The organism is Lelliottia sp., assembly GCF_045627565.1.
In the GTDB taxonomy this organism is placed as follows: Bacteria; Pseudomonadota; Gammaproteobacteria; order Enterobacterales; family Enterobacteriaceae; genus Enterobacter.
The window spans coordinates 1-26,197 of sequence record NZ_JAZQNX010000002.1 but is presented as its reverse complement, the minus strand read 5'-3'; the positions used below and the strand labels follow the sequence as shown (position 1 = coordinate 26,197).

The 26,197-nt window shown below is 49.4% G+C and carries 20 protein-coding genes, 6 tRNA genes, 1 other RNA gene and 2 pseudogenes; 15 read left to right on the top strand and 14 right to left on the bottom strand.

Annotated features, from left to right (window positions below; translation table 11 throughout):
* Positions 1-139: 139 nt before the first annotated feature.
* The 6 genes and pseudogenes from ACKI5T_RS01815 to tssB form a co-directional block, all read right to left on the bottom strand.
* A pseudogene (locus tag ACKI5T_RS01815) lies at positions 140-1,045 on the bottom strand (type VI secretion system ImpA family N-terminal domain-containing protein); the annotation flags it as partial.
* Positions 1,046-1,091: 46 nt separating this feature from the next.
* Positions 1,092-2,336: a GIY-YIG nuclease family protein gene (locus ACKI5T_RS01810; protein WP_407435177.1), complete on the bottom strand. Its 1,245-nt coding sequence runs from the start codon at positions 2,334-2,336 to the stop codon at positions 1,092-1,094.
* A gap of 78 nt (positions 2,337-2,414) precedes the next feature.
* The gene (locus ACKI5T_RS01805; RefSeq protein ID WP_407435175.1) at positions 2,415-2,813 is read right to left on the bottom strand and encodes a hypothetical protein; all 399 of its coding nucleotides are present in this window, start codon (positions 2,811-2,813) and stop codon (positions 2,415-2,417) included.
* A 121-nt stretch (positions 2,814-2,934) separates the two neighbouring features.
* Positions 2,935-3,405, bottom strand: coding sequence for a hypothetical protein (locus tag ACKI5T_RS01800; protein ID WP_407435173.1), 471 nt, complete (start codon positions 3,403-3,405; stop codon positions 2,935-2,937).
* 5 nt (positions 3,406-3,410) lie between these two features.
* Positions 3,411-3,731: pseudogene (locus tag ACKI5T_RS01795) on the bottom strand (type VI secretion system contractile sheath large subunit); the annotation flags it as partial.
* A gap of 34 nt (positions 3,732-3,765) precedes the next feature.
* On the bottom strand, positions 3,766-4,263 hold the full coding sequence (gene tssB, locus ACKI5T_RS01790; RefSeq protein ID WP_407435171.1) for a type VI secretion system contractile sheath small subunit: 498 nt from the start codon (positions 4,261-4,263) through the stop codon (positions 3,766-3,768).
* 1,945 nt (positions 4,264-6,208) lie between these two features.
* Between tssB and lpxP the strand changes: the two genes are divergently transcribed.
* Positions 6,209-7,129 (top strand): kdo(2)-lipid IV(A) palmitoleoyltransferase, encoded by a 921-nt coding sequence (gene lpxP, locus ACKI5T_RS01785; protein ID WP_407435178.1) that lies wholly within the window; start codon positions 6,209-6,211, stop codon positions 7,127-7,129.
* A 355-nt stretch (positions 7,130-7,484) separates the two neighbouring features.
* The gene (gene ypdK, locus ACKI5T_RS01780) at positions 7,485-7,556 is read left to right on the top strand and encodes a membrane protein YpdK (protein ID WP_106379800.1); all 72 of its coding nucleotides are present in this window, start codon (positions 7,485-7,487) and stop codon (positions 7,554-7,556) included.
* A gap of 61 nt (positions 7,557-7,617) precedes the next feature.
* On the opposite strand, the gene alaC is transcribed toward ypdK, so the two are convergent.
* Positions 7,618-8,853, bottom strand: coding sequence for an alanine transaminase (gene alaC, locus ACKI5T_RS01775; RefSeq protein ID WP_015959915.1), 1,236 nt, complete (start codon positions 8,851-8,853; stop codon positions 7,618-7,620).
* A 385-nt stretch (positions 8,854-9,238) separates the two neighbouring features.
* On the opposite strand from alaC, the gene ACKI5T_RS01770 reads away from it, so the two are divergent.
* A complete protein-coding gene (locus ACKI5T_RS01770) occupies positions 9,239-10,936 on the top strand; it encodes a LytS/YhcK type 5TM receptor domain-containing protein (protein WP_407435168.1) in 1,698 nt (565 codons plus the stop codon).
* A gap of 14 nt (positions 10,937-10,950) precedes the next feature.
* Complete coding sequence (locus tag ACKI5T_RS01765) at positions 10,951-11,688, top strand: LytR/AlgR family response regulator transcription factor (RefSeq protein WP_407435166.1); 738 nt, start codon at positions 10,951-10,953, stop codon at positions 11,686-11,688.
* A 35-nt stretch (positions 11,689-11,723) separates the two neighbouring features.
* Here the strand turns inward: ACKI5T_RS01765 and glk are convergent, their stop codons facing one another.
* Entirely contained in the window at positions 11,724-12,689 is a 966-nt protein-coding gene (gene glk / locus ACKI5T_RS01760) for a glucokinase (RefSeq protein ID WP_015959918.1), read from the bottom strand.
* A 205-nt stretch (positions 12,690-12,894) separates the two neighbouring features.
* Here glk and ACKI5T_RS01755 point away from each other — a divergent pair, with 205 nt between their 5' ends.
* Positions 12,895-14,130: an ion channel protein gene (locus ACKI5T_RS01755; RefSeq protein ID WP_407435165.1), complete on the top strand. Its 1,236-nt coding sequence runs from the start codon at positions 12,895-12,897 to the stop codon at positions 14,128-14,130.
* Here ACKI5T_RS01755 and ipdC read toward each other — a convergent pair whose 3' ends face one another.
* On the bottom strand, positions 14,131-15,789 hold the full coding sequence (gene ipdC, locus ACKI5T_RS01750) for an indolepyruvate decarboxylase (RefSeq protein WP_407435163.1): 1,659 nt from the start codon (positions 15,787-15,789) through the stop codon (positions 14,131-14,133).
* A 185-nt stretch (positions 15,790-15,974) separates the two neighbouring features.
* Here ipdC and mgrA point away from each other — a divergent pair, with 185 nt between their 5' ends.
* Both mgrA and ACKI5T_RS01740 read left to right on the top strand, forming a co-directional pair.
* Positions 15,975-16,973: an L-glyceraldehyde 3-phosphate reductase gene (gene mgrA / locus ACKI5T_RS01745; RefSeq protein WP_407435161.1), complete on the top strand. Its 999-nt coding sequence runs from the start codon at positions 15,975-15,977 to the stop codon at positions 16,971-16,973.
* Between the two features lie 127 nt (positions 16,974-17,100).
* Entirely contained in the window at positions 17,101-17,454 is a 354-nt protein-coding gene (locus ACKI5T_RS01740; protein WP_131487766.1) for a DUF2502 domain-containing protein, read from the top strand.
* Between the two features lie 63 nt (positions 17,455-17,517).
* Here the strand turns inward: ACKI5T_RS01740 and ACKI5T_RS01735 are convergent, their stop codons facing one another.
* Positions 17,518-18,756, bottom strand: coding sequence for an Nramp family divalent metal transporter (locus ACKI5T_RS01735; protein ID WP_407435159.1), 1,239 nt, complete (start codon positions 18,754-18,756; stop codon positions 17,518-17,520).
* Between the two features lie 353 nt (positions 18,757-19,109).
* On the opposite strand from ACKI5T_RS01735, the gene nupC reads away from it, so the two are divergent.
* Positions 19,110-20,297, top strand: coding sequence for a nucleoside permease NupC (nupC, locus tag ACKI5T_RS01730; RefSeq protein ID WP_407435157.1), 1,188 nt, complete (start codon positions 19,110-19,112; stop codon positions 20,295-20,297).
* 39 nt (positions 20,298-20,336) lie between these two features.
* Here nupC and ACKI5T_RS01725 read toward each other — a convergent pair whose 3' ends face one another.
* The 3 genes from ACKI5T_RS01725 to ACKI5T_RS01715 form a co-directional block, all read right to left on the bottom strand.
* Positions 20,337-22,532, bottom strand: a complete 2,196-nt coding sequence (locus ACKI5T_RS01725; RefSeq protein WP_407435155.1) for an EAL domain-containing protein — start codon at positions 22,530-22,532, stop codon at positions 20,337-20,339.
* A gap of 212 nt (positions 22,533-22,744) precedes the next feature.
* Positions 22,745-22,820, bottom strand: a tRNA-Ala gene (locus ACKI5T_RS01720).
* A 39-nt stretch (positions 22,821-22,859) separates the two neighbouring features.
* Positions 22,860-22,935: transfer RNA gene (locus tag ACKI5T_RS01715), tRNA-Ala, on the bottom strand.
* A 217-nt stretch (positions 22,936-23,152) separates the two neighbouring features.
* Here ACKI5T_RS01715 and ACKI5T_RS01710 point away from each other — a divergent pair.
* Both ACKI5T_RS01710 and ACKI5T_RS01705 read left to right on the top strand, forming a co-directional pair.
* Positions 23,153-23,515 carry a YfeC-like transcriptional regulator gene (locus ACKI5T_RS01710; RefSeq protein WP_407435153.1) on the top strand — a complete coding sequence of 121 codons (363 nt, stop codon included), beginning with the start codon at positions 23,153-23,155 and terminating at the stop codon, positions 23,513-23,515.
* A 1-nt stretch (position 23,516) separates the two neighbouring features.
* Positions 23,517-23,912 (top strand): YfeC-like transcriptional regulator, encoded by a 396-nt coding sequence (locus ACKI5T_RS01705; RefSeq protein WP_407435151.1) that lies wholly within the window; start codon positions 23,517-23,519, stop codon positions 23,910-23,912.
* Positions 23,913-23,959: 47 nt separating this feature from the next.
* Here ACKI5T_RS01705 and gltX read toward each other — a convergent pair whose 3' ends face one another.
* Entirely contained in the window at positions 23,960-25,375 is a 1,416-nt protein-coding gene (gene gltX / locus ACKI5T_RS01700; RefSeq protein WP_407435149.1) for a glutamate--tRNA ligase, read from the bottom strand.
* 259 nt (positions 25,376-25,634) lie between these two features.
* On the opposite strand from gltX, the gene ACKI5T_RS01695 reads away from it, so the two are divergent.
* The 5 genes from ACKI5T_RS01695 (at position 25,635) to ACKI5T_RS01675 (ending at position 26,173) form a co-directional block, all read left to right on the top strand.
* Positions 25,635-25,710 (top strand) — tRNA-Val (locus ACKI5T_RS01695).
* Between the two features lie 44 nt (positions 25,711-25,754).
* Positions 25,755-25,830: transfer RNA gene (locus ACKI5T_RS01690), tRNA-Val, on the top strand.
* Between the two features lie 36 nt (positions 25,831-25,866).
* Positions 25,867-25,942, top strand: a tRNA-Val gene (locus ACKI5T_RS01685).
* Positions 25,943-25,945: 3 nt separating this feature from the next.
* A tRNA-Lys gene (locus tag ACKI5T_RS01680) sits at positions 25,946-26,021 on the top strand.
* Between the two features lie 29 nt (positions 26,022-26,050).
* Positions 26,051-26,173: non-coding RNA, RtT sRNA (locus ACKI5T_RS01675), on the top strand.
* Positions 26,174-26,197 lie beyond the last annotated feature (24 nt).

Below are 26,197 nucleotides of genomic sequence, written 5' to 3'. Positions count from 1 at the left end.
TTTAATCAGTGTTCCAGGGCTTATTCTCTGCAACGAAATTTAAAACCTACACCTCCTCTGTTTTATCTTTTTTCAATCCTCAGTCGTTTTCAACTGTATCAGTGAGCGCTGAGCGTCGTCAGACTGAGCCACCAGAGCATAACGGAGATTGCTGACGCAGAACATCCAATTGTGTGGGCGAGAGTGTCGCGGGTAACGGGGCCAGTGATGCAGCAAGCTGAATCTGTAAAGGGTCAGGCCGATACAAATACTGCCAGGCCCATACCGTTACGATGCTGATCACCAACATCGTACACATCCCGGCCACGAATGATTTCCACTTTTTTACCGGCGTGGGCATTGCCGCCAGTCCCTCCACGTTCACCTGGGGTTCTGGCTGCGCAAAGTATACCCACTTCACGGTGCTATCTGACGCGGTATTCTCTTCGAGCGGACTATCAGTATGAGCCTCCGTTGATGCTGTCACGCCTTTCATCACCTTCGCAGGCAACCCGCTACCAGATTGAATGGTCGTTATGTCATCGCTGTTTTCCAGCCGGACAGCACTGTTGTGCATCAGGGTTCGCAACGTATCGAGCTGGCTCAGATGTTTAAGCTCCAGACGCTGCAGTACTTCTCCCAGACCCGTAAGCAGTTGCTCCGCCCGGTACAACTGGCTGAGGTCGCTGTAATTCAGCGGGAGCGAGCGCACTCGTTGCTGCAGGCGCTGACTCAGACTGCTGAGGATTTCCATCCGGGCATGGACTGGCTGAGGCCACAGTGCCCCCCACTGATGGCTTATCAGCGCCTCAAGTATCGTCAGCCCTTCATTGAGCCCGAATAAACCGGCCAGCTGCGTACGCGCAAGCGTATACCAGGCTGCTGTTTGTAATTCCACACCGTTCTGCTCAAACAGTGAGAGACAAAGTTTTTCGACATACTGCCAGCTCACATCCGGACGAGCCGGATGTGTCAGCTTACTCAGTTCATCACGCAGGGCGGCATAATCCGGTAGCGTACGCGGGTCACCGCCGGTTTTGATTTTACGTTGGGTAATGTCATTCATGACCAGTTGTCCATTTGACGTATAAGGAGCTATTGGAAGTTATTACTTATGCAGCTTCGCTTTCTGCATATTCGAGACTCTGCAGATACTGTAATGCCACCGGGTCAGCAATATATTCAACCTGCCCGTGGTGACGCTCCACCTCATCGATAATTCTGCTGAGCTCGACCCGGAAAAATTCCTTACGCAGGTTAACCCTGTTGATACGGTAGCTTTCCAGATGGTCGTGAAGTGTCTTTTCAAGTGCGGGGGCATCATCACAGGAAATCATGGCGTGGACGTCAAAATCAAACGGCACGGCTGCCCCGCTCAGTTCTTTCACGCGCTCCATAGGCTCCAGTCGTCGGGTCATGCCGATTTTGAAGACATTTTCGCCGAAGGAGCCGATATTCGAAATCACATACACATGCCCCTGTTTTGTAAGCTGGGCCATGGATTTGGCGCGTTCATACTGCTGATGCACGTCCTGGATTTTCTGCTCCAGCGCCAGACGCTGTCTTTCCAGCTCTTCCCTGTGAGCACCTTCAGCGGCGAGCAGAGCTTCTTCCAGTAAACGCTGCTGCTCAGCAAGGCGTTGTTCCTCCTCTTCCGCTTCGCGCTGCTGCTGCTCCAGCTCATCCTGACGCTGTTTTTCTTCCCGCATCTGACGCTTAAGCTCTGCCTGATATTCTTTTTCTTCCTGCGCTTTTTCCAGCAGGGCAACCTTATCCAGAAACTGCTGTTTTACGCCTTCCCAGTCGGCGTTATCCTCCAGTTCCAGAAAGGTGATTTTCTCGCTGATGGCAGTGTAAGCCTCTTTTTCCTTCCTTAGCTGGTCGTACTTGCTTTGCCAGTTATTTACCGTGGTGCCGGAAAGCAGGGTTTTGACTTTAAATTTATACGCGGAGTCCACAATACGCTGCAGTGCCCGGGAGGCTTTATTTCTGGCATTGTGAAAGTCATCCCACTGACCGGAAAGCTTTTTCTTTTCCTGATAAAGGCCGCGAGCCACTTCAGTACTGACGGTTTCGTCAAAGGCTTTCTCTTTCTGGGCCAGGTCCAACACGGCCTGTTCAAGCTCCGCTGTTTTCTTCCGGAAGCCCCGGTAAATGAAAACCCGTATTATCAGCGCAACGGCTATCAGTAAACCAAAGAACAAACCGATGATTCCGGCCGGATTCGACACCGATTCAACAAATCGCTCATTAATATTGATTAATGCGCTTACTGCGACATAAATACCCCAGGCAATGACACCAATAATAACCAGAATAATACCCGCAGCATTGTCATCTTTTTTTCTTCGTGCCATATTTCATCTCTTTCCTTGCTTATTTTTATCCTGACAATTTAATCTGAATAACGGGAAGAGAATCTTCTCCATATCAAATTAATACTGATTCCCTGAGCAAATCGGTAAATGAGTGTATCCGGGCTTACTGGCCATGTAGAGGGGAGCGCATGTGGGCTGTCGGGGTTGGGTACTGACTGGTTCGTCGTTCTCTGTCACTCGTTGCTGATTTTGCTTTGTCGCAGTTGTCACTTTTTTCGTCTTAGCTTTGCGAGTGGAAGTAGACTGTTTTACCGGATTGCTGGTTGCTGAGGAATCATACCCGGAACAAAATCGTTTCGACTGACTCAGACTCCCGTCATTACAGACAAAGCGGCCATCCGATGTGCAGTGCGCTATACCGCCTTTTGAACCTGAGCAGGGCTGCCTTCCACGCGCAGCATCGGCTTGTGCCGTAAACAGTATCCCTGAGACCAGAAGAAAGATTAATTTTCTCATTTCCGTATCCGTTATTTATCTCGTTACTTTGGGGCTAAGTAATCCGAAAGCTATTAACCGTTTCGTCAGGAAAACTTGCAATGATTCAAAGCAAAAAATAATGATTCATTTTCAGCTCCCGCTATGGCAGAAGCGCTAAAATCAGGTTAAAGAAAGTGCTTTCATCAAAACGCTGCCCAGGGCGGGATAAAGTACCTGGCGGACTAAAGGTCCAGTTGTTCAACGTGCATGACCGCATAAATAATCGCCCCAGAGGCGTCACGAGTCCTCCATTATGGAAGGTCGCCTCCACGCACCCGGTTACACTCTGAGCATACAGGAATGCCGACACAAATTTTACAGATCGGTCGTCGATACGCAGAACGAGGGCGACAATATCAAATCTTCCTCCCTCAACCAGCAGGTCCGTAACGGGTGTATTGAGCGTCTCCACATTCAGTCCGGTACTCACCAGCCACGCGTCCATCTGCTCCTGAAGCTGTGCCATTCGGAGGCGAAACTCAGCAATATCGGCTTGAGTCTTGCTGACAGATGAAGCCGGAGCAGACTGTCTGGTCTGCAATTTTTCGAGAAACTGTGATTTTACTGACATGGTTTTACCGCATCCAGCTGACGGCTGATTTGGTAATCAAGCTCCGCAATATGATGGTCAATCAGGTTTTTATCTAATTTTTCGACCTTTGAACCGGCTTTACTAAGACATTCCAGAAACACTTGCATACCGGCGGTCAACCGCTCATCTGCAGTTGCATCAGACATGACCTGTGCATCCTGCCAGATATCCAGCGCACTCAGTTCAGAAACCGGATTGAGATTAATTTTTTCAAACAGGGATACATATACACCGCCTGATTCAGAGCGTTCCAGCACGACGGTTTCACTACCAGTCGTATATTTATTTTTTACAGACATCAGCATTTTCTCTTCGTTAAACCGTTTAACATCGCGACCGTCAGACTTTTTTCGGTGCCAGAGCACGCAGCTCACTGCGCAGCTCACTGCTGAGTTGTGGGTCTACCAGAATTTTTTCCAGCTCTTTGCGGAAAGCCTGGTTATCGAGCAGATTGGCTTTGAGGTCTCGGAGAAGATTACGCATGGCAAGCATGGCTTTCAGTTGAGGGATCTGACGAGCGACCTGTTCCGGTGTGAAGTCTTTCATGTCGCGGAAGGTGAGATTTATGGCTTCTTCACTGCCGTCATGTGCAAGCGTGTTTTCAACTGAAAGCTTTATGGCTGGCGAAAACTCAGCAAGCACGCTGTCAAAGTTATTTTTATTTACATTGACCTTTTCGCGCTCCGAAACGGGACGCTGCTCTGTTCCGTTGCTGTAATCACCCACCAAAACAAGTTTTAGGGGTAATTCGACTTTTTTCTGTGCGCCGCCTGTATGCAAACTTAACTGGATATTGACGCGAGCCTTAGGGATCTCGGATTGATAGGAGTTAGACATAACTTTCCCTGTTCTATGGAATAGATAGAAACGGTCAATACTCGCTGGCATATTAATAATAAAAGCTTAGGTTATTAGAGCAGAAAGATATTAACTCCATCGGACACTAATAGTACAAATGGTCAAGATCAGTCGCATTCCTTTTACCTGCAAGCATGACGCAATATAAAGTCTTAGTGCGAAATTAAAACGCGGACAAAGCCTTATTGAGATGAGTGTAAAAATATTTCCGATATGATGGGAAATAAAATGATGTAACATAATCTTACAGACCGAGGACTTCATTAAAATGAAAACGTTCTTTTTATAAGTATTTCCTCATAATTTTACAGCTAGCCCTATCAAATAAGGGTCGGCAACATCACCAAATGGTAAATAAAAACAATCAAGCAAAAATCCTAAAAATAAACATTTGAGCTAAAATGACTGTTTTGATCGTCAACAGTATATAATTCATTCCCTATATCAATAGAACAACAATTCATTTTTAACTGATCTATGTATTGAATGAGTCATGTAACGTGATACCTGCCAATTACACCTTATCACCGCAAAAATGATTGCCATTGATGCCAAAATTTTCACAGACTATCGAAGTATTCAATCGCTGTTTACTTGCCAAACAAAACGCTGCGTATAACTCCCCTGTATGGCAGAAAAAACCTGCTACCCTTACCGGCATCCATCAGGTGCGCGTTGCTAATTTACCAGCTCACTCATTCCCCTCTGATGATTCCGGTTAAGTACGCGTTCCACTCATGACAAGACAAGAAGACGTGTCCTTCCGGAAATATTGATCCTTTTCAAATTTTACTAAAAACAAACTTTACAACGAGCTTGTATCACATTGAGTTATCGATACAATATTAACTCTGCTGTATATCAGCAGACCACAGCCTCGCTGTATACCTCGTCAACAAAGCCGCTGATTCAATCATGCTGACGGCACGTCCAGACTGTTCCTCGCAAGACCATCCAAAATGGAGACCTCTTTGAAAGTTTTACTCTTGCTAAGCCTTATAACATTCATAAGCTCACCTTCGTTTGCCGCTACCGCGATTCGACTATCCTGTTCTTTACGTAGCAGTGTGACCATATCTCACTTCAAATATCAGCTCAGCACTATGAAATGGGACGATCGCTTTCAAATTGCCTCAGGTGTTAACCATGCTCGAACAAAAAATGATACGCCTTATGTGGTGACCCATTTCAGGAATGGCGATGACCTTGTAATCTTTGAGGATACGCAGCAGTATTTTTTACTGTATGCAGATAGCGATACGCCCGACCGGTGTTATTTGAAGAACACTTTCACCTACGATATTTTAGACCTCCCCCGCTTTCATAAATGAAAATCAGCTTCATGCTTATTTTGTGGCGCCTGTTGAATCAATTTATTCGGCAGGCCTCGCGCAGCAGGTTATCTGACCCTTTCGACGCATTACCGCCACAAAGCCAATATGCATCTTTTTTGCTGTCAAATATCATCTTTTAAAATGGCCTTATTAGATAAGACCAGGAAATTCGCGGCCTCAGAGGGAGCGATAATAAAGTAGAGTAACTATTTGATGCCGTTATTTCATGAGTCCGTTGGGTTATCCAAAATCCATTGACTCAGGGTTAATATGATTATGGCTTCATTAGCCGAGTGTTTAGACCCCATTCAGCCTTTCCTTCTTAAGCAATATAAGTCGATAATGCTGTCGTACTCGTTGCGCTTTTAAGCCTGGTATTATCGTCACCATGTGCTTGCTTTTTCGGATAAACTAGTCGTGGAACACGGTGTCTAACGATGCTACATTACGCAGCCTACCTTACTTCGGCAGTGGTTATTGACTGCCTAAACATCGGTAAGGACTGAAACTACTATCCTGAAATACGGTCTACACAAGCAGGTTGTAACGCGAAGTTTGCGCTACCTTCTCAGGCTTTATATAGGTTCACTATTTTGTCTCAATGCAAATTCCAGCGTGCATTTCTACATCCGCGTTACTGGTTAACGTGGTTTGGTCTTGGCCTACTTTGGCTACTTGTTCAATTACCTTATCCCGCTATTCGTGTTCTGGGCTCGCGGTTAGGGAGTGCATCCCGCCACTTCCTGAAAAGACGTGAATCCATTGCGCGCAGGAATCTCGAACTCTGTTTCCCAAACGATACGCCCGCTCAGCGAGAACGACTGATCAAGGAAAACTTCAAAGCCATTGGTATGGCGCTGCTGGAAACAGGTATCGCCTGGTTCTGGCCAGACGAGCGCGTGCGTAAATGGTTTGATGTTGAGGGCCTGGATAATCTGAAAGAGGTGCAGGCGCAAAATCGCGGCGTGATGGTGATTGGCGTTCACTTTATGTCTTTAGAGCTGGGGGGGCGTGTGATGGGGTTGTGCCAACCGATGATGGCCACCTATCGTCCGCACAATAACTTGCTGATGGAATGGGTGCAGACGCGCGGTCGTCTCCGGTCTAATAAAGCCATGATCAGCCGTAACAATTTGCGTGGTTTAGTCAGTGCACTCAAAAAAGGCGAAGCCGTCTGGTTCGCTCCCGACCAGGATTATGGCCGCAAAGGAAGCAGCTTTGCCCCATTTTTTGCGGTAGAAAATGTTGCTACAACTAACGGTACATTTGTGATTTCGCGTCTGTCGGGTGCGCCGATGCTGACGGTCACGATGATCAGGAAGGCGGATAACTCAGGTTATCGTCTCTTTATCTCCCCTGAGTTGAAAAATTATCCCCAGGACGAGACCGAAGCTGCCGCCTACATCAACAAAGTGATCGAGAAAGAAATCATGCGCGCCCCCGAACAATATTTATGGGTCCATCGCCGCTTTAAAACCCGTCCAGTTGGCGTATCCTCTCTCTATAAGTAACCTCTTTAAAGGTTAGTTTCACTGAGAAACTAACCTTTTCAATCACCTGCCATCACTCTCTGAATTGTTAATTATTTTCTTCGCTCAACGTCTATTTATTGCACGATGAAATTAATCTGTCTCCGTTCCACGACACTCGTAAGTGACGGAAAGTATTTAAAAAAATGCCTCTTGTCACTCCTGATTTTTAGGGGTACATTAGCGCCGTCTGGCAACAGGAAGGCACAGAATTCTGAGCTGGAGTCGATGACATAGCGGGAAAATTCTTATTTCCGATTTCGTACGATTTCAACTCTCTATACTCAGTTGGACTTTGTTTTTTTAGGCGTATCAAAAGATGCGCGGAGCGACAAACGTGAAATATTTCTTTATGGGCATTTCGGTGATTGTATTTGTCTGGGCCGGAACCTTTGCCCTGATGATCTGAGCGAAGAACAACAGTTAAAAAAACAGGAGCCATTGGCTCCTGTTTTTTTATGCGCTCGACTCTATTCTGATTCTGCTAAATTCTTTTTGTCTGACGGCAAAAGACCATCGGCCCGGAACATCCCTTTAATTCCTCTCACCGCCTGGCGTATACGATCGCTATTTTCGATGAGCGCAAAACGCACGTGCGTATCGCCATAATCACCAAAGCCGATGCCCGGGGAAACGCAAACTTTTGCATCCTGCAGCAGCTTTTTAGCAAATTCGAGTGACCCCATGGCCGCATAGTGCTCGGGAATTTTGGCCCATACGTACATCGAGGCTTTCGGCATGTCGACCATCCAGCCCGCTTCATGCAGCCCTTTCACCAGCACATCGCGGCGTCGTTTGTACTGTGCGGCGATGTCTTGCACACATTGCTGATCGCCTTCCAGCGCAGCAATCGCAGCCACCTGTAGCGGCGTGAAAGTACCGTAATCGTGATAGCTTTTGATTCGCGCCAGCGCGTTGACCAGCGTTTTATTGCCGACCATAAATCCGATACGCCACCCAGCCATGTTGTAGCTTTTCGACAGCGTAAAGAATTCAACCGCGACATCGCGCGCGCCGGGCACTTGCATAATTGAAGGCGCTTTCCAGCCGTCATACACGATATCGGCATACGCCAAATCATGGACCACCAGCACGTCATAACGCTTCGCCAGCGCCACCACTTTTTCAAAGAACTCCAGCTCGACGCATTGCGCCGTCGGATTCGACGGGAAGCCTAAAATCATCATCTTTGGCTTCGGGTAACTTTCCCGAATCGCACGTTCCAGTTCGTTGAAGAAATCTACACCCTCGACCAACGGCACAGAGCGAACTTGCGCCCCAGCTATCACCGCACCGTAAATATGGATCGGATAGCTTGGATTCGGCACCAGTACGGTATCACCGTGATCCAGCGTCGCCAGCATCAGGTGTGCAAGCCCTTCTTTCGATCCAATCGTAACGATAGCTTCGCTTTCGGGATCGATATCAATCTGATAGCGATCCTGATACCAGCGAGAAATTGCACGCCGCAGGCGCGGAATCCCGCGCGACGTCGAATAACCGTGAGTGTCCGGACGTTGAGCAACGGTACACAGTTTTTCGACGATATGCGGCGGCGTTGGGCCATCGGGATTACCCATGCTGAAATCGATAATGTCTTCGCCGCGCCGACGCGCAGCCATTTTCAGTTCAGCAGTGATATTAAAAACATAAGGGGGGAGACGATCGATACGCGTAAAACGGCGTTCAGGACTGAATTCAGCCATAGATTCCTCAGAGTCACGTTTGCGCCCGGACCGTCCGAGCGACGCTGCCACGTTTGTGGCATGCTTAGAAAATAGCCTGATTGAAAACCCGCTGTCGAGAGGAGAATGAAAAAATAAAATGAGAGATAAAATGGGAACATTGAATGAGTGAAAACCGGAAGTATTGATGCCAAAAGAGATCAGAGATGCCATTTTTTTAACATCATGATATCAATGAACTTACAAACAGGTTTTCATTCAAAGCCAGAATCACTCCAGTCAATCAGAACCCTATAATCCCCTTTGTAAATTAAGGTTTTTCCTCATTTGCTAAAAAAGAGTGATGTCTGGTCATTCTGCGTCAGGTTTTCTATCATAGATTTTTCCCGTTTTCCCAGGTTGTCCCGTGCACGAAATATTCAATATGCTGCTGGCGGTATTTGATCGCGCTGCATTAATGCTGATTTGTCTGTTTTTCCTGATCCGCATCCGGCTTTTTCGCGAGCTTTTGCATAAATCTGCACACTCGCCAAAAGAGTTGCTGGCCGTCACCGCCATCTTCTCGATGTTTGCGCTTTTCAGCACCTGGTCCGGCGTACCCGTAGAAGGATCGCTGGTCAACGTGCGCATTATTGCCGTAATGTCCGGTGGTATTTTATTCGGCCCATGGGTGGGGATTATTACCGGCATTATTGCGGGGACGCACCGCTATCTCATCGATATCGGCGGCGTGACGGCTATTCCGTGCTTTATCACCAGCATTATCGCGGGTGTCCTTTCCGGTTGGATTAACCGTAAGTTTCCCAAAAAGCAGCACTGGAAAGCCGGTATCGTGGCGGGCATGGTGTGCGAAACGCTGACCATGATCCTGGTGGTTGCCTGGGCCCCCTCGACCGAGCTTGGACTGGATATTGTCTCGAAAATCGGTATTCCGATGATTCTGGGCAGCGTGTGTATTGGATTTATCGTTTTGCTGGTGCAGAGCGTTGAAGGTGAAAAAGAGGCCAGCGCAGCGCGCCAGGCAAAACTTGCACTGGATATTGCCAATAAAACGCTGCCGCTATTTCGTCATGTCAACGCAGAGTCGTTGCGTCAGGTGTGCGACATTATCCGGCGCGATATTCATGCTGATGCGGTGGCGATCACCAATATTGATCATGTGCTGGCCTACGTCGGTGTGGGCGAACATAACTATCGCGATAACGACGATGCCATCAGCCCTACCACTCGCCAGGCCATAAACTACGGAAAAATCATCATTAAAAACAATGATGAGGCGCATCGCACGCCGGAAATCCACTCCATGCTGGTGATCCCGCTGTGGGAAAAAGGGATCGTTACCGGCACGCTTAAAATTTACTACTGTCACGCGCATCAAATCACCTCTTCACTGCAGGAGATGGCGATTGGTCTGTCGCAAATTATCTCTACACAACTGGAAGTTTCTCGCGCCGAGCAGCTACGTGAAATGGCAAATAAGGCAGAGCTGCGCGCCCTGCAAAGTAAAATTAATCCCCATTTCCTGTTCAACGCGCTGAATGCGATTTCGTCTTCTATTCGAATGAATCCAGATACCGCCCGTCAGCTGATTTATAATCTCTCGCGCTATTTGCGCTACAACATTGAGCTTAAGGACGACGAGCAAATCGATATCAAAAAAGAGCTGTATCAGATCAAGGACTACATCGCGATCGAACAGGCTCGTTTTGGCGATAAGCTGACGGTCATCTACGATATCGACGAAGAGGTGCACTGCGTCATCCCGAGCCTGTTGATTCAGCCGCTGGTTGAGAACGCGATTGTCCACGGCATCCAGCCATGCAAAGGCAAAGGCGTGGTGACGATTAGCGTGGCGGAATGTGGCAATCGCGTGCGCGTGGCGGTACGCGATACCGGAAATGGCATCGATCCTAACGTGATTGCGCGCGTGGAATCTAACGAGATGCCGGGCAATAAAATTGGCCTGTTGAATGTTCATCATCGCGTGAAATTACTTTACGGCGAAGGGCTGCATATTCGTCGTCTGGAACCCGGAACGGAAATTGCTTTTTATGTGCCTAATGAGCGCTTACCCGTTCATACGCAAACATTATTGTGGCCCTGAATGAGGATTGATGTATGAAAGTCATCATTGTTGAAGATGAGATCCTCGCCCAACAGGAGCTGAGCTGGCTGATAAAAGAGCACAGCCAAATGGAGATTGTCGGCACGTTTGAAGACGGACTGGATGTCCTGAAGTTTTTACAGCACAACAAAGTTGACGCCATTTTCCTGGATATCAACATTCCGTCACTGGACGGTGTTCTGCTGGCGCAGAATATCAATCAGTTCGCCCATAAGCCGTTTATTGTTTTTGTCACTGCATGGAAAGAGCATGCCGTCGAAGCGTTCGAACTGGAAGCATTTGACTACATTCTCAAGCCTTATCAGGAATCACGCATTGTGAGTATGCTGCAAAAACTTGAGATGGCCTGGCAGCAGCAAAACCACTCTGCGGTGAGCGCAGCGCCTGTCGTCACCCGTGAAAACGACACGCTAAATCTGATTAAAGATGAGCGGATTATCGTCACGCCGATGGATGACATTTATTACGCCGAAGCGCACGAAAAAATGACGTTTGTTTATACCCGGCGCGAATCTTTCGTGATGCCGATGAATATCACTGAATTTTGCAGCAAGCTGCCCGCGTCGCATTTTTTCCGCTGCCACCGTTCGTTTTGTGTGAATCTGAATAAAATCCGCGAGATCGAGCCGTGGTTTAACAACACCTATATTTTACGGCTTAAGGATTTGGATTTTCAGGTGCCAGTGAGTCGGAGCAAGGTGAAGGAATTCAGGCAGCTAATGCATTTGTAGCAGAATCCCCTCTCCACCCGGAGAGGGGATTAGTATCAGAGGTATTGGCCCAGCGTCTGACGCAAATGCGCGCCTGAGCCCAGCAGACCAGGATTATCATGCACGATCAGATAAACCGGAATGTCCTGCACATAGGATTTAAAACGCCCTTTATCTTCAAACCCGCCACGGAAACCAGACGCTTTAAAGAACTCCAGGAAACGCGGCACAATGCCACCCGCGATGTAAACTCCGCCAAACGTGCCGAGATTTAACGCCAGATTGCCGCCAAAGCGACCCATAATCACGCAGAACAGTGACAGCGCGCGACGACAGTCTGTGCAGCTGTCCGCCAGTGCGCGCTCGGTAATGTCTTTGGGTTGTAAGTTTTCCGGCAGGCGATTATCGGATTTCACAATCGCGCGATAAAGATAAACCAGCCCAGGGCCGGACAGCACGCGCTCGGCAGAAACGTGGCCCAATTCGGCGCGCAGTTCATGCAGAATAATGCCTTCTTCTTCGCTATTTGGGGCAAAATCAACGTGGCCGCCCTCGCCCGGCAAACTGATCCAGCGTTTATCGACGTGAACCAGATGTGAAACACCCAGTCCCGTACCCGCGCCATAAACGGCAATCGGCTTGCCTTCGACCGGTTCCGCGCCACCAAACTGAATAAGATGTTCAGGTTTGAGCATCGGGATCGCCATCGAAACGGCCGTAAAGTCGTTAATAATTTCCAGATGCGCGAAGCCGAGATTTTTTTTCATTTCGGCAATGGAAAATGCCCAGGTGTGATTCGTCATCGCCACCCAGTCACCGGTAATCGGACAGGCGATAGCGATACAACCGTCCTCGACACCGACCTGATGCTCATCCAGATACACGCGAACCACCGCTTCAAGACTTGGGTAATCCAGCCCGGAATAGGTCTTTGCCTGAGAAATTTCACCGGTATCAATATCGCATAATGCCAGCCGCGCATTCGTGCCGCCTACATCACCTACTAAAGCATATTTTGTCATTCTTCTACTGCTCCGCTAAAGTCAGAATAAATCTTTGGGACACTGTAAATTCAAGGCGGGATAACAACAACGGCCTGAATGCGAACTGCCCAGGATAATCGATCTTCGTCACAGAATCACTTTACCGTTTCAGCACCTTTTGCACTATTGCCGTCAAACTGAATGTGCAAAGTCTCGCTAAACACTTTTGTACAAGGAAATCATCATGCTCCATCCGCGAGCCAAAACCATGCTGTTGTTAGCGACGCCTGCGCTCATCATTGGTATTGCGTCAAGCCTGGTGTTAATCGTCGTTATGAAAGTTGCCTCGGTGCTGCAAGCTTTTTTGTGGACCGCCCTGCCGGGAAAGCTCGGCATTGATTTTGCCTCTCCGACCTGGATTATCCTGATGCTGACGCTCACCGGTATCGCGGTAGGCTTAGTCATTCGCTTCAGTCCGGGACACGCGGGCCCCGATCCAGCACTGGAGCCGTTGATTAGCGCGCCGGTCAACCCGGCGGCACTGCCGGGTTTACTTCTCGCCTTGATTATCGGGCTGGCGGGCGGCGTAAGCCTGGGGCCTGAACACCCCATCATGGCAGTGAATATTGCGCTCGCTGTTTATCTGGGTTCACGCATTTTCCCCCGCGTGGGCGCGCTGGACTGGACGATTCTGGCGTCTGCGGGCACCATCGGGGCGCTATTCGGTACGCCTGTCGCCGCCGCGCTTATTTTTTCCCAAACGCTGAGTGGCGATAACGATGTACCGCTCTGGGATCGCCTCTTTGCGCCTCTTATGGCCGCAGCCGCTGGCGCGCTCACGACCAGCCTGTTTTACCATCCTCACTTTTCGCTGCCGATTCCGCATTACGGTCAAATGCAACTGGCAGATATTTTTAGCGGTGCCATTGTCGCTGCCATCGCCATCGCGCTCGGTATGGTCGCCGTTTGGTGCTTACCGCGACTGCACCGCCTGATGCATAAGCTCAAACACCCGGTTTTGATTCTGGGTGCGGGCGGTTTCCTGCTGGGGATTCTTGGGGCAATTGGTGGGCCGGTGACGTTATTTAAAGGCCTGGATGAGATGCAACAGATGGCCTTCAGCCAGGTCTTTAGCGTGTCGGATTATTTCTTGTTTGCCGTGATTAAGCTGGCAGCAGTCGTTGTGGCGGCCGCGTGTGGTTTTCGCGGGGGGCGTATCTTCCCGGCGGTGTTTATCGGCGTGGCGTTAGGACTCATGCTCCACGAGCATGTCGACGCCGTCCCGGCGGCGATTACGATTTCGTGCTCGATTCTGGGGTTGGTGCTGGTCGTCACCCGCGATGCCTGGCTCAGTCTGTTTATGGCAGCGGTCGTTGTGCCCGACACCAACTTATTGCCGTTACTCTGTATCGTGATGCTGCCCGCCTGGCTCCTGCTAGCGGGCAAACCGATGCTGATGGCCTGGCGGCAGAATAAGTGACTAGCCGCTGTTACGTGTCTCCAGCGCTTTGGTGATGGCGCTGAGCAGCGAAGGAATATCCTCTTTGGGCAACATCACCTCAATCAGCGAAAGTCGCTCGCGATGGGCGACTTTTTCCAGCACCTCTGCCAGCTGTACCGTTTCGCTGACCCGCCAGCACTGAGCCTGACAGTTCAGGCTGAGCGCCTGCGGGATCTGCGTCCAGTTCCACAGCGCAATGTCGTTATAGCGCTGCCCAGCACCATGAATCGCCCGCTCAACGGTATATCCCTCGTTATTCAGCACCAGAATGACAGGCCGCTGATCATCCCGCAGCATCGAACCCATTTCCTGAATCGTTAGTTGTGCCGCGCCGTCACCGGTGAGCACAATCACACGCCTGTCCGGACAAGCGGTTTGCGCGCCAAATGCCGCTGCTAGCGTAAAGCCAATCGAGCCCCATAGCGGCTGAACGATAAAGTCGACGTCCGAAGGCAGTCGCAGCGCACTTGCACCAAACGCAGCAGTCCCTTGATCGGCAAGAATGATATCCCCGGGACGAATAAACGTTTGCAACGTGTGCCAGAAATTATCCTGCGTCAGCGTGCCTTGATGATATTCCTGAGAAAGTGCGGACTTATGAATCGGCAGATCGTGTTGGGTAACATGCTGCCTGCAAAGCTCGGATAAGATCTCAACCGCGCGCACCATGGGAATGCCTGTAAACCAACGATCCCCAATTCGAGCCGCATGGGGCTGGACTTCAATGGTCTGCGCAGCAGTAAGTTTATGGGTAAATCCCGCGGTCAGCGTATCGGTGAAACGCGTGCCCACGCAAATGACGGTATCCGCCCCTTCGATAGCCTCCCGGACGGCGTCGGTGCTCGCAGCCCCGCTGTACGTCCCGTAAAAACCCGTCTGTCGCTCATCAAAAATCCCTTTCCCCATCAGCATCGTCGCATGTGCCATGGGCGTCTCTTTGACCCACGCCTGAAGCGATTTTTTTAGCCCATACCGCAGGACTAAAAAATCAGCCAATAGCGCCGTACGGTGGCTGGTCGCAAGACGCGCCTCTGCGGCCTCGCGGAACGCTTGCAGACAAGCGTTATCAAAGGGAAAAAGCGCATTAGTGAAAGCGCTTACAGGCGGTATGGCAGGTTTTTTTGCCACATCTGCGGGTAACATCAGATAACCAGGACGGCGCTCACGTCGCATCACTGACAATACACGATCGATTTCATAGCAGGCATTTTGTTCGGTGAGAATAGCCTGCGCTGCGGTAATAGGCTCGCTCATCTTGAAGAAATGGCGGAATTCTCCGTCGCCCAATGTGTGATGCATGAGCTCCCCTTTTTGCTGCGCGGCGCTGCAAGGCGCTCCTACGATGTGCAATACCGGTACGTACTCCGCAAAACTGCCGGCGATTCCGTTCATCGCACTCAGTTCTCCCACACCAAATGTCGTGAGCAACGCGGCAAAACCTTTGCAGCGGGCATATCCATCGGCGGCATAGGAGGCATTGAGTTCATTGGCACACCCAACCCACCGGATTTCGGGGCTGTCGATAACGTGATCAAGGAATTGCAGATTGTAGTCACCCGGCACGCCAAACAGGTGCTCAACGCCACACTGTGAAAGGCGGTCCAGCAGATAATCAGCCACGGAATAGGCGGTTCGCATAACAAGAGTCCTTCTGACGTTGACCTCACTTTGAGTATTAAAGAAGCGTGATGCCTGTCCAGGAATGCGGAAAAGAAGAGGCTGGAAAGAATGCTTTACGAAAAATGGCGTAGTAATCTGATGGTCCGATTCAGCGTGTAAACGTATACACTGAGAATCACACTTCAGAATAAAGGGGCTAGCGCATGGTTTTTCAGGCGGATAAAACACGTTATGACTCAATGCAATACCGTCGATGCGGTCAGAGTGGTCTTAGACTCCCCGTCGTCTCGCTGGGTCTGTGGCATAACTTTGGCGACAGCACGTTAATTGAAAATAGCCGTCAGCTTTTGCAGCGCGCATTCGAGCTCGGGATAACCCACTTTGATCTCGCGAACAACTACGGACCACCGCCAGGATCGGCAGAGAGCAACTTTGGGCGTATTTTTCGGGAAGATTTTCACGCGTACCGTGACGAATTAGCGATCTCGACTAAAGCGGGATACACCATGTGGGATGGGCCTTACGGGGACTGGGGATCGCGTAAATATTTAGTCGCCAGTCTCGATCAAAGCCTAAAACGTATGGGGCTGGAATATGTTGATATCTTTTACCATCACCGGCCGGACCCAGAAACGCCGCTCAGAGAGACGATGAGAGCACTCGATCATATCGTGCGCCAGGGTAAAGCCCTGTATGTCGGTCTTTCAAACTACCCGGCTGAACTGGCACGCCAGGCCATTGATATCCTGGACGATCTTGGGACGCCTTGTCTCATCCACCAGCCAAAATATTCGATGTTTGAACGTGCGCCGGAAGAGGGATTGCTGTCCGTTTTGCAGGAAAAAGGGGTGGGTTGTATTCCTTTCTCACCGCTCGCGGGTGGGCAACTGACCGATCGCTATTTAAATGGTATTCCGGCTGATTCACGCGCGGCGAGCAAGAGTCGATTCCTGAATGCCGATCAGGTTAGCGATGAAAAACTGAGTAAGGTTCGCCAGCTCAACGCGTTAGCCGAACGCCGAGGTCAGAAGCTGTCACAAATGGCACTCGCCTGGGTGTTACGTCACGACACCGTCACCAGCGTGCTGATTGGTGCCAGTAAGACGTCACAAATCGAGGACGCAGTCGGCATGCTCAATAATCTTCACTTCACTGCTGAAGAGCTTGAAGCGATCGACGCGATTCTGAACAGCTCAAAATAAATGCGTCTTTAGCAAAAAGTGCTCCCCCCTGTGAATTAGGAGTTGAGGCGATTATACGGGGCTTTACTGCCCCGTAAAATTGCGTTAACAGGCCGCTTACGGCTCCGTTCGTAGGAGAATAACAATAATGTTCAAATCACTGATTCTTGCGGCAATCCTGATGGCGAGTGCGCCACTGATTGCAAATGCAGGCGAAATTACCCTGTTGCCGTCAATAAAATTACATATTGGCGATCGTGATAACTCTGGTAACTACTGGGACGGTGGCGGCTGGCGCGACCGTGATTACTGGCACCGTAACTACGAATGGCGTCAAAACCGCTGGTGGAGACATGATAATGGTCGTCACCGTGGTTGGGATAACCGCAAGGCGTACGAGCGCGGCTACCGTGAAGGCTGGAGCGATCGTGATGATCGTCGCGGACCTCGGGGCCATGGACGAGGTCACGATCGTGGGCACGGACACGGGCATCGCCACTAAAACTGTCACCGCAAAAAAGGAGCCATCAGGCTCCTTTTTCATGCTTTTTCAGTCTGGTCTGTCTTACAACCCCAGCAGCGTGCCAATCAGCAGCCACAGGTTCAGCGCCACTACCAGTACCACGATCATCCATCCGATACGTTTAACCAGCGTCGAATTGACCAAATCCCCCATTAGCGATTGATTGCCTGTAAAAATCAGCAGCGGTACCAGCGCCAGTGCGATACCAAAGCTCAGCAATACCTGACTCATCACCAGAATTCGGGTTGGGTCCAGCCCCATCAGAATGACGATAAATGAAGGCATCATGGTGACAGAACGGCGTACCCACAGCGGAATGTGGAAACGCACGAAGCCCTGCATAACGACCTGCCCGGCCAGCGTACCGACCACCGTCGATGAAAGCCCCGCGGCGACCAGGCTTAAACCAAAAATGGTTGCTGCCGCATGGCTCAACAGCGGTTCCAGCGTCAAATACGCCTGATCGAGATCGGCAACGCCAGTGTGACCGTTAAAATGAAACGCCGCGGCGGCTGTCGCCATCATGGCGAGATTAACGAATCCGGCAATCGTCATCGCAATACCCACATCCCATTTGGTTGCCGAATAGCGTTCCTGCCGGGTGCCATCATGCGCATTTTGCGTCAACGAGGAGTGGAGATAGATAACATGCGGCATGATCGTCGCGCCCAGAACACCGGCGGCAAGGAACACGGCTTCCGAGGTTGGCAGGCTGGGTATCGCCATACCTTTGCTCAACTGCACCAGATTCGGCTGCGAAAATACAAGCTCAACGATATACGCTGCCGCAACGAATAACAGCAGACCGCCGATGACCAGTTCCAGCGGTTTTTGCCCGCGCCGCTGCAGCATCAGGATAAGAAAAGTGGCAATCCCCGTCAGTACCGCTCCCTGAAGCAGCGAAACGCCGAGGATCAGTTTGAAGCCTATGGCCGCGCCGATAAATTCCGCGAGATCGGTCGCCATCGCGATGATTTCCGCCTGAACCCAGTAAAACAAGACGACCGGACGGGGATAATGATCGCGAATTTGTTCCGCCAGGTTTTTGCCCGTCGCGATCCCAAGCTTCGCGGATAAGACCTGAATGAGCATCGCCATCAGATTTGCCCACACGACGACCCACAGCAGTTTATAACCGAAACTGGCCCCGGCCTGAATATTGGTCGCAAAATTACCCGGATCGATGTAGCCAATCGCAGCAATGAACGCCGGTCCCATTAATGCAAACCGCAACTTGCGCGCTGCTCTGCCACTGCTACCCTCAACGCGACTGTTATTCATTTCCACCTCTGAAGATATAGCCTTTGCTATGTTTTATGCTATCAAAATGAGAATGATTATCAAGATCATTTAAATGGGTTATAGCGATTTCATTGATAGCGAAGAGCAATAACAAGACAGGACGTTTTGGAATTATTTAGAACGAATAGCGAAATTGAATCATCTTTTGTGAAGCGTAGCACACAAACGTAACTTTTCACTCATTTACATAACATAACAGAAATGTATGGTTGATCACTATTTTTGAGACTCGTCACAGGATGTAACTATAGTGTGGTCTTGATCTCGTTTTCTTTGCACTTGTTACATAGAATGTGCACGGAAATTAAACCTGCCTCATATTTGGAGCAAATATGGACCGCGTCCTTCATTTTGTCCTGGCACTTGTTGTCGTTACTGTACTTGCATTGCTGGTCAGCACTGACCGCAAAAACATTCGTATTCGCTATGTTATACAGCTGCTCGTCATTGAAGTTTTACTTGCGTGGTTCTTCCTGAACTCCAACATCGGCCTTGGTTTCGTTAAAGGCTTTTCCGAAATGTTCGAAAAACTGCTCGGATTTGCCAACGAAGGGACTAACTTCGTCTTTGGCAGTATGAACGATCAAGGTCTGGCATTCTTCTTCCTGAAAGTGCTGTGCCCAATCGTCTTTATCTCTGCACTGATCGGTATTCTGCAGCACATTCGTGTTCTGCCAGTGATTATTCGCGCTATTGGCTTCCTGTTATCCAAAGTCAACGGTATGGGTAAACTGGAATCTTTCAACGCCGTCAGCTCCCTGATTCTGGGTCAGTCTGAAAACTTTATCGCGTATAAAGATATCCTCGGCAAAATGTCTCGCAACCGCATGTACACCATGGCGGCTACCGCAATGTCGACTGTATCCATGTCTATCGTGGGTGCATACATGACAATGCTGGAACCGAAATACGTGGTCGCAGCGCTGGTTCTGAACATGTTCAGCACCTTTATCGTTCTCTCCCTGATCAACCCTTACCGCGTTGATGCCAGCGAAGAAAATATCCAGATGTCTAACCTGCACGAAGGCCAGAGCTTCTTCGAAATGCTGGGCGAATACATTCTGGCTGGCTTTAAAGTTGCCGTTATCGTTGCTGCCATGTTGATCGGTTTTATCGCGCTGATTGCTGCGTTGAACGCCCTGTTTGCTGCCGTTCTGGGCATCTCCTTCCAGGGTATTCTGGGTTACATCTTCTACCCGATTGCCTGGGTAATGGGTGTACCGGCGCATGAAGCACTGCAGGTCGGTAGCATTATGGCCACCAAACTGGTTTCCAACGAATTCGTTGCGATGATGGATCTGCAGAAAATTGCCAGCACGCTCTCCCCGCGCGCAGAAGGCATTCTGTCAGTCTTCCTGGTTTCCTTCGCTAACTTCTCTTCTATCGGTATCATCGCAGGCGCGATTAAAGGCCTTAACGAAGAGCAAGGAAACGTGGTTTCCCGCTTTGGTCTGAAACTGGTTTATGGTTCAACTCTGGTGAGCGTACTGTCTGCGTCTATCGCAGCCCTCGTACTGTAATCAGAAGAAAAAACCGGGGGTGATAAGCCTCCGGTTTTTTTATGCCTGTAATTCCTTAATGGGATGTGGCTTCCCAATCAGATAACCCTGAAGATAATCCACACCAAAGGCCAATAGCATCTGGCGCTGCTCTTGCGTTTCAACATATTCTGCGACAACGCTCAGTGCTTTAGTTTTTGCCAGATTGCAAATCGATTTCACAATCATCGCATCCATATCATCGGCACAAATATCCTTAATAAAACAGCCATCTATTTTTATGATGTCAGCCTCCAAACGCTTAAGCCGCTCGTAGTTGGCATAGCCCGTACCAAAATCATCAATCGCAATTTTGAATCCGAATTCACGCAGCTTCTGAATATTAAAAATACTGCTTTCAGACTCAGAAAAAGCCTGCTCTTCTGTGACTTCGATAATCACCGCTGCAGAAGAGACACCATGGCGCTCAAAGAGAGTAATGATGTCTGATGCTGTCTCTTTCTGCATCAATGTGAGCGGCATGAGATTGACCGAGAACCGGGCGGAATGGTGCGAAACGGGATGATCCGCCAACCATATCACCATAGCTTCCACCACGCTCAAGTCGAAACGCCTGCTGAGATTAAACTGTGCAATGAGAGGGATAAATTGGTCCGGAAAAATCAATTCGCCATCGCTTTCCAATCGCGTCAGGATTTCGTGATATCCCCTGCTTGCAGCATTCTGAATAGGTTGCACATACAGACGTAGCCCACCCTCACTGAGAGCACGCTTGATGCGACTCAGTATGAAGACGCGTTCCGTCGTCTGGTCAGATATCGTAGCCAGACTGTGAGTTAATGCTAATACGGTTTGATTTGCACAAGACTGCTCTGATAACCAACTCAGTTGACCCAGCACATGATGAAGGTTCTCACCCCATTCATCGCTCACCCCCCCCCAGGAGGCGCCAAATTCAACATCCAGGGCCGTATTGTTCCAGTAAATTCTTCGATTATTAAGATGGTCAACCATGTACTGCAACCGCGCAGCCGTTTCTGTGCCGTTCAGTACAAGAACCAGCTCGCTACCCGGCAGTTGGAAAAGTTTTTCATCAGTCAGCAAAAACGGCTGTAGAGCGCTCGTGACTTCACGCTTACAGTTTACTCGCATCATCATCCCATAATGCCGACTCAGAAACTCCAGGTTAGCGATGCGTAGGCAACACACATGAAAGTGCGGGTGCTTTTCGAGAAAAGCCTCCAGCGCGCGCATGTTAGGTAAGCCCGTCAAGGGGTCGGTCAATGCCCTCTCCTGCCAACCTTGCTTTAACCATTCGCCATGCTGATAGATACGTGACATGTAAAGCAGACATATCGCGAACGAAATCAGAACGGAGAGAGCAAATGCCAGGGCGTAGCCATTCTCCACGCCATAAAGGAAATTGCCGTTATAGGTAAGCAGCAAAAAAACACAGATCGCCCAACTGAACGAAATCACGGAATAGCTTAATCGGCTAATACCCAGAGTGAACAGGATAAATATGACCGGAACCAGATAGCCTGCAATATAATTTGCACGATAAGGCGTGCACAGAGCAATCAGCACGGTACCCAAACACAACAACCAGAATAATGTAAAAAAGATCTGCTTTTTAGAAAATGAAGGCCTGACATGATATCGCCAAATTTTTATGGCATAACGAGGATTAATGATCATCCTTAATGGATAATAAAACATCATTGTAAATATTAATGCAGAAGATATTAGGCTCTGAATATCGATAACGTTATCCATTGCCGAACCTACGCCAAAATAAGTCGACAGCAACACAGGAAAATGGAGAAAATTCCCTATTAACAACATAGAAAATTTAATGCTGATGGGGAGGATAAAACCTAACCAGAAAATCCGTATCCCTATATATCGTTGAGGGACACCGAACCGCCAACGTCGCCCAAGCTGCCAGCGCATAATGCCGCAGACGGCAAACACAGAAAATACCTGGCAAAACAATAACGCGAATGACTGCATGAGAGTTAAGTGTAAACCCCATGCATTGATAAGTGCAGAGCTAAAAATAATGGGAGCGACTGCACGACGACCAAATAATAAAATAACCGACAGCATGACGCTCAGTGGAAGCCAGACGAGATAAATGTCATTTCCATTGACAATTGCACGAGGGGAGATATAGCGGGAAAGAGGCAGAACTAGCAGGCAAATAAAAGAAGCAAGTGCGAATATTCTTAAATTATCAAGAATTTTATTTATCATTGCGGTTAGCAGCCTCATTTGCCTGACAGCACGTTAATTCTTAAGAATACTAAAATTATTAATTGTGCTAAGCAAGTATCCCTTTCAGAGCCGTCAGCGCTTTTGCATGAGGTTTACTCGCAGTATAGGAAATGCGTGGTTCTGCAACAAAATGAGGGATGTTTTTAACATGGGCATAAAAAACCCCCCGCCATCCGGCGAGGGTCTGAATTTGGTGGAGCTAAGCGGGATCGAACCGCTGACCTCTTGCATGCCATGCAAGCGCTCTCCCAGCTGAGCTATAGCCCCACAGTCTCTTTACGTTCCAAACTCTCCTGGATAAGAATTTGGTGGAGCTAAGCGGGATCGAACCGCTGACCTCTTGCATGCCATGCAAGCGCTCTCCCAGCTGAGCTATAGCCCCAACGTAAAGCTGTCGTGTTGACGGGCGGCATAATATGAATTCCATTGCAGAGTGTCAACGGCAAAATCAGTTCCTCTCTTTCAATCGTCGAAAAATCATGCAAATAAAACACATTGCGAAGCGGCTCGCAGTCCTAAGTTAAGCCTGTCACGTTTTCGTGTAAAAGGGTGCTATAAGATGAACCACTAATTAACCCTACTGATACTCAGGTGATTGTATGATCAAGGAACGAATGACGCCGGAGGAGCTGTCCCAGCTCACTGGCTATAGCCGTCAGACCATCAATAAATGGGTACGTAAAGAGGGTTGGAAAACTTCACCAAGGCCGGGCGTTCAAGGCGGAAAAGCGCGACTGGTGCATGTGAACGAAAAAGTCAGAGAATTTATTCGTTGTGCTTGTCGGATAACAGACGAACCTCAGCTCTCTGAAGGCAGTGTAAACCCTAACGCACTTAACGCGCTTCTCCTGACACTGGCAAATGAAATGACCCCGGAAGAACAAAAGCAGCTGACCACGCTGTTACTGCGGGAAGGGATTTCCGGATTGTTACAACGTTTAGGAATACGTGACCAGAACTAATATGAATAAATTACGGAGCAAAATGACCACGGAAGAGCTGGCCGAAAGCCTTGGCGTGGCCAAGCAAACGGTAAACCGCTGGGTACGCAAGCAAGGGTGGAAAACAGAGGGTATCAACGGTGTGAAAGGTGGACGGGCAAGACTCATTCATATTGATGCCAGGGTGCGCGAGCACATAATTAACCTCCCCGCCATTCGTAACCGTCAGGCCATATACCAACTTGCTGAGCCGTCTGCCGCCTATGGTGGCACTAACCCATCTCGTGTGTTGCGCCAGGTCATCAATACACTGGAAAACATGACCCAAACCGAGCAAGAAAGGCTTGCTGCGTTACTGACACGTGAAGGTATTCAGGGATTTCTCAACCGACTTGGTATTGCTGAAGAGCACGCATAAAAAACGGCAGGGAAACCTGCCGTTTAATTATTGCCTGTTCAGAACGATTACTGCTGACTTTCGCGCTCAGCAATAAAGCCCAGAGCTTTGTTAATACGCGCAACGCTACGTGTCTTACCAATGGCGTGGACCGTTACGTCCAGTCCTGGTGACTGGCCTGCACCTGTTACCGCAACACGTAGTGGCATACCGACTTTACCCATACCGACTTCCAGCTCGTCTGCGGTTGCCTGAATCGCATGATGAACATTCTCTGCTGTCCATTCGGTAATGGCGGCCAATTTATCGCGCACCACTTCCAGAGGCTGACGTGCAACTGGACGCAGATGTTTTTTTGCTGCATCTGCATCAAACGCGTCGAATTCTTCATAAAAATAGCGGCAGCTTTCAGCGATTTCTTTCAGCGTCTTGCAGCGCTCACCGAGCAGTTTCACCAGTTCCGCCAGCTCAGGGCCAGTGCGGGTATCAATGTTAGCCTGCTCAATATGCCATTGCAGATAGGTCGCCACGTACTCAGGCTGCATGGTGTTAATGTAATGGTGATTCAACCACAGCAGTTTATCGGTGTTAAACGCACTGGCAGACTTACTTACCGCACCCAGAGAGAACAACTTGATCATTTCTTCACGACTAAAGATTTCCTGATCGCCGCTGGACCAGCCCAAACGCACCAGGTAGTTCAGCAGTGCTTCAGGCAAATAGCCGTCATCACGATACTGCATTACGCTGACTGCACCGTGACGTTTTGACAGTTTCTTACCGTCGTCGCCGTTGATCATAGAAACGTGCGCGTAAACCGGCACTGGCGCATTCAACGCTTTCAGGATGTTGATCTGACGCGGGGTGTTGTTGATATGATCTTCGCCACGGATAACGTGAGAAATCTCCATATCCCAGTCATCGACGACAACACAGAAGTTATAGGTTGGAGATCCATCGGTGCGACGAATAATGAGATCGTCTAACTCCTGATTGCTGAATTCGATCGGACCACGGATCTGATCGTCAAAAATAACGGAGCCGTCTTGCGGGTTAGCGAAACGCACAACGCAGGGTTCGTCATCAGCATGATGCTCGTGGCTGTGCCGGCAGCGACCGTCGTAGCGAGGTTTGTCGCCGTTCGCCATTTGCTCTTCACGCAATGCATCCAGACGTTCTTTTGAGCAATAGCATTTATATGCCGTGCCTGCGACGATCATGTCATCAATAACCGCGTTATAACGGTCGAAACGCTTGGTCTGGAAGTACGGGCCTTCATCCCACTCCAGATTCAGCCAGTTCATCCCATCCATAATGGCTTCGATTGCTTCCGGCGTGGAGCGCTCAAGATCGGTGTCTTCAATACGCAACACGAACTCACCGCCGTGATTACGTGCAAAAAGCCAGGAATAGAGAGCAGTACGTGCTCCACCGACGTGCAAATAGCCTGTCGGGCTGGGCGCGAAGCGAGTTTTGATTTTCATGAAATGGCCTTACGTTATGAACGATGCCGACGACCGGCAAATGCTGGGAAAAAAACAATGGGCAATATTCTATCACTGTGGGGCGATTCCTCAATGATGTTGCCTGTTTGACGTGCAGGTTTACTAATTTTGTTTAGAAATCATGCCGCACGGACGGTTTAGCAATCCTTTTGTCTAATTTTACGACGAACGAACGAAAACTTTAGAAAAGGCGTTGACTCATTTTCAACTCTCCCTATAATGCGACTCCACACAGCGGGGGTGATTAGCTCAGTTGGTAGAGCATCTCCTTTACACGGAGGGGGTCGGCGGTTCGAGCCCGTCATCACCCACCATCTACTTTACGTAGACTCCGCAGTGTACATAAGAATTTGAGATTGGGCGATTAGCTCAGTTGGTAGAGCATCTCCTTTACACGGAGGGGGTCGGCGGTTCGAGCCCGTCATCGCCCACCATTCTCAAAAGGTTTCTTATCTAAGCAGTACCGAAATGGGTGATTAGCTCAGTTGGTAGAGCACCTCCTTTACACGGAGGGGGTCGGCGGTTCGAGCCCGTCATCACCCACCATTCGGGTCGTTAGCTCAGTTGGTAGAGCAGTTGACTTTTAATCAATTGGTCGCAGGTTCGAATCCTGCACGACCCACCAATGTAAAAAAGCGCCCTAAAGGCGCTTTTTTACTATCTGCGATTTGAAAGATTCGAACCTGCTGCAGGTTCGAGCCGAACGCAGTGAGGCACCGGAGCCGCAGGCGACGGCCCGGAGGGTGAACAACGAGAATCATCCTGCACGACCCACCAATGTAAAAAAGCGCCCTAAAGGCG

Excerpts from the sequence above, each read along its gene's own strand:
- ACKI5T_RS01810 (WP_407435177.1), bottom strand. The coding sequence starts at position 2,336 with ATGGCACGAAGAAAAAAAGATGACAATGCTGCGGGTATTATTCTGGTT.
- ACKI5T_RS01805 (WP_407435175.1), bottom strand. The coding sequence starts at position 2,813 with ATGAGAAAATTAATCTTTCTTCTGGTCTCAGGGATACTGTTTACGGCA.
- ACKI5T_RS01800 (WP_407435173.1), bottom strand. The coding sequence starts at position 3,405 with ATGTCAGTAAAATCACAGTTTCTCGAAAAATTGCAGACCAGACAGTCT.
- tssB (WP_407435171.1), bottom strand. The coding sequence starts at position 4,263 with ATGTCTAACTCCTATCAATCCGAGATCCCTAAGGCTCGCGTCAATATC.
- alaC (WP_015959915.1), bottom strand. The coding sequence starts at position 8,853 with ATGGCTGAATTCAGTCCTGAACGCCGTTTTACGCGTATCGATCGTCTC.
- ACKI5T_RS01765 (WP_407435166.1), top strand. The coding sequence starts at position 10,951 with ATGAAAGTCATCATTGTTGAAGATGAGATCCTCGCCCAACAGGAGCTG.
- glk (WP_015959918.1), bottom strand. The coding sequence starts at position 12,689 with ATGACAAAATATGCTTTAGTAGGTGATGTAGGCGGCACGAATGCGCGG.
- ACKI5T_RS01755 (WP_407435165.1), top strand. The coding sequence starts at position 12,895 with ATGCTCCATCCGCGAGCCAAAACCATGCTGTTGTTAGCGACGCCTGCG.
- ipdC (WP_407435163.1), bottom strand. The coding sequence starts at position 15,789 with ATGCGAACCGCCTATTCCGTGGCTGATTATCTGCTGGACCGCCTTTCA.
- mgrA (WP_407435161.1), top strand. The coding sequence starts at position 15,975 with ATGGTTTTTCAGGCGGATAAAACACGTTATGACTCAATGCAATACCGT.
- ACKI5T_RS01740 (WP_131487766.1), top strand. The coding sequence starts at position 17,101 with ATGTTCAAATCACTGATTCTTGCGGCAATCCTGATGGCGAGTGCGCCA.
- ACKI5T_RS01735 (WP_407435159.1), bottom strand. The coding sequence starts at position 18,756 with ATGAATAACAGTCGCGTTGAGGGTAGCAGTGGCAGAGCAGCGCGCAAG.
- nupC (WP_407435157.1), top strand. The coding sequence starts at position 19,110 with ATGGACCGCGTCCTTCATTTTGTCCTGGCACTTGTTGTCGTTACTGTA.
- ACKI5T_RS01725 (WP_407435155.1), bottom strand. The coding sequence starts at position 22,532 with ATGATAAATAAAATTCTTGATAATTTAAGAATATTCGCACTTGCTTCT.
- ACKI5T_RS01710 (WP_407435153.1), top strand. The coding sequence starts at position 23,153 with ATGATCAAGGAACGAATGACGCCGGAGGAGCTGTCCCAGCTCACTGGC.
- ACKI5T_RS01705 (WP_407435151.1), top strand. The coding sequence starts at position 23,517 with ATGAATAAATTACGGAGCAAAATGACCACGGAAGAGCTGGCCGAAAGC.
- gltX (WP_407435149.1), bottom strand. The coding sequence starts at position 25,375 with ATGAAAATCAAAACTCGCTTCGCGCCCAGCCCGACAGGCTATTTGCAC.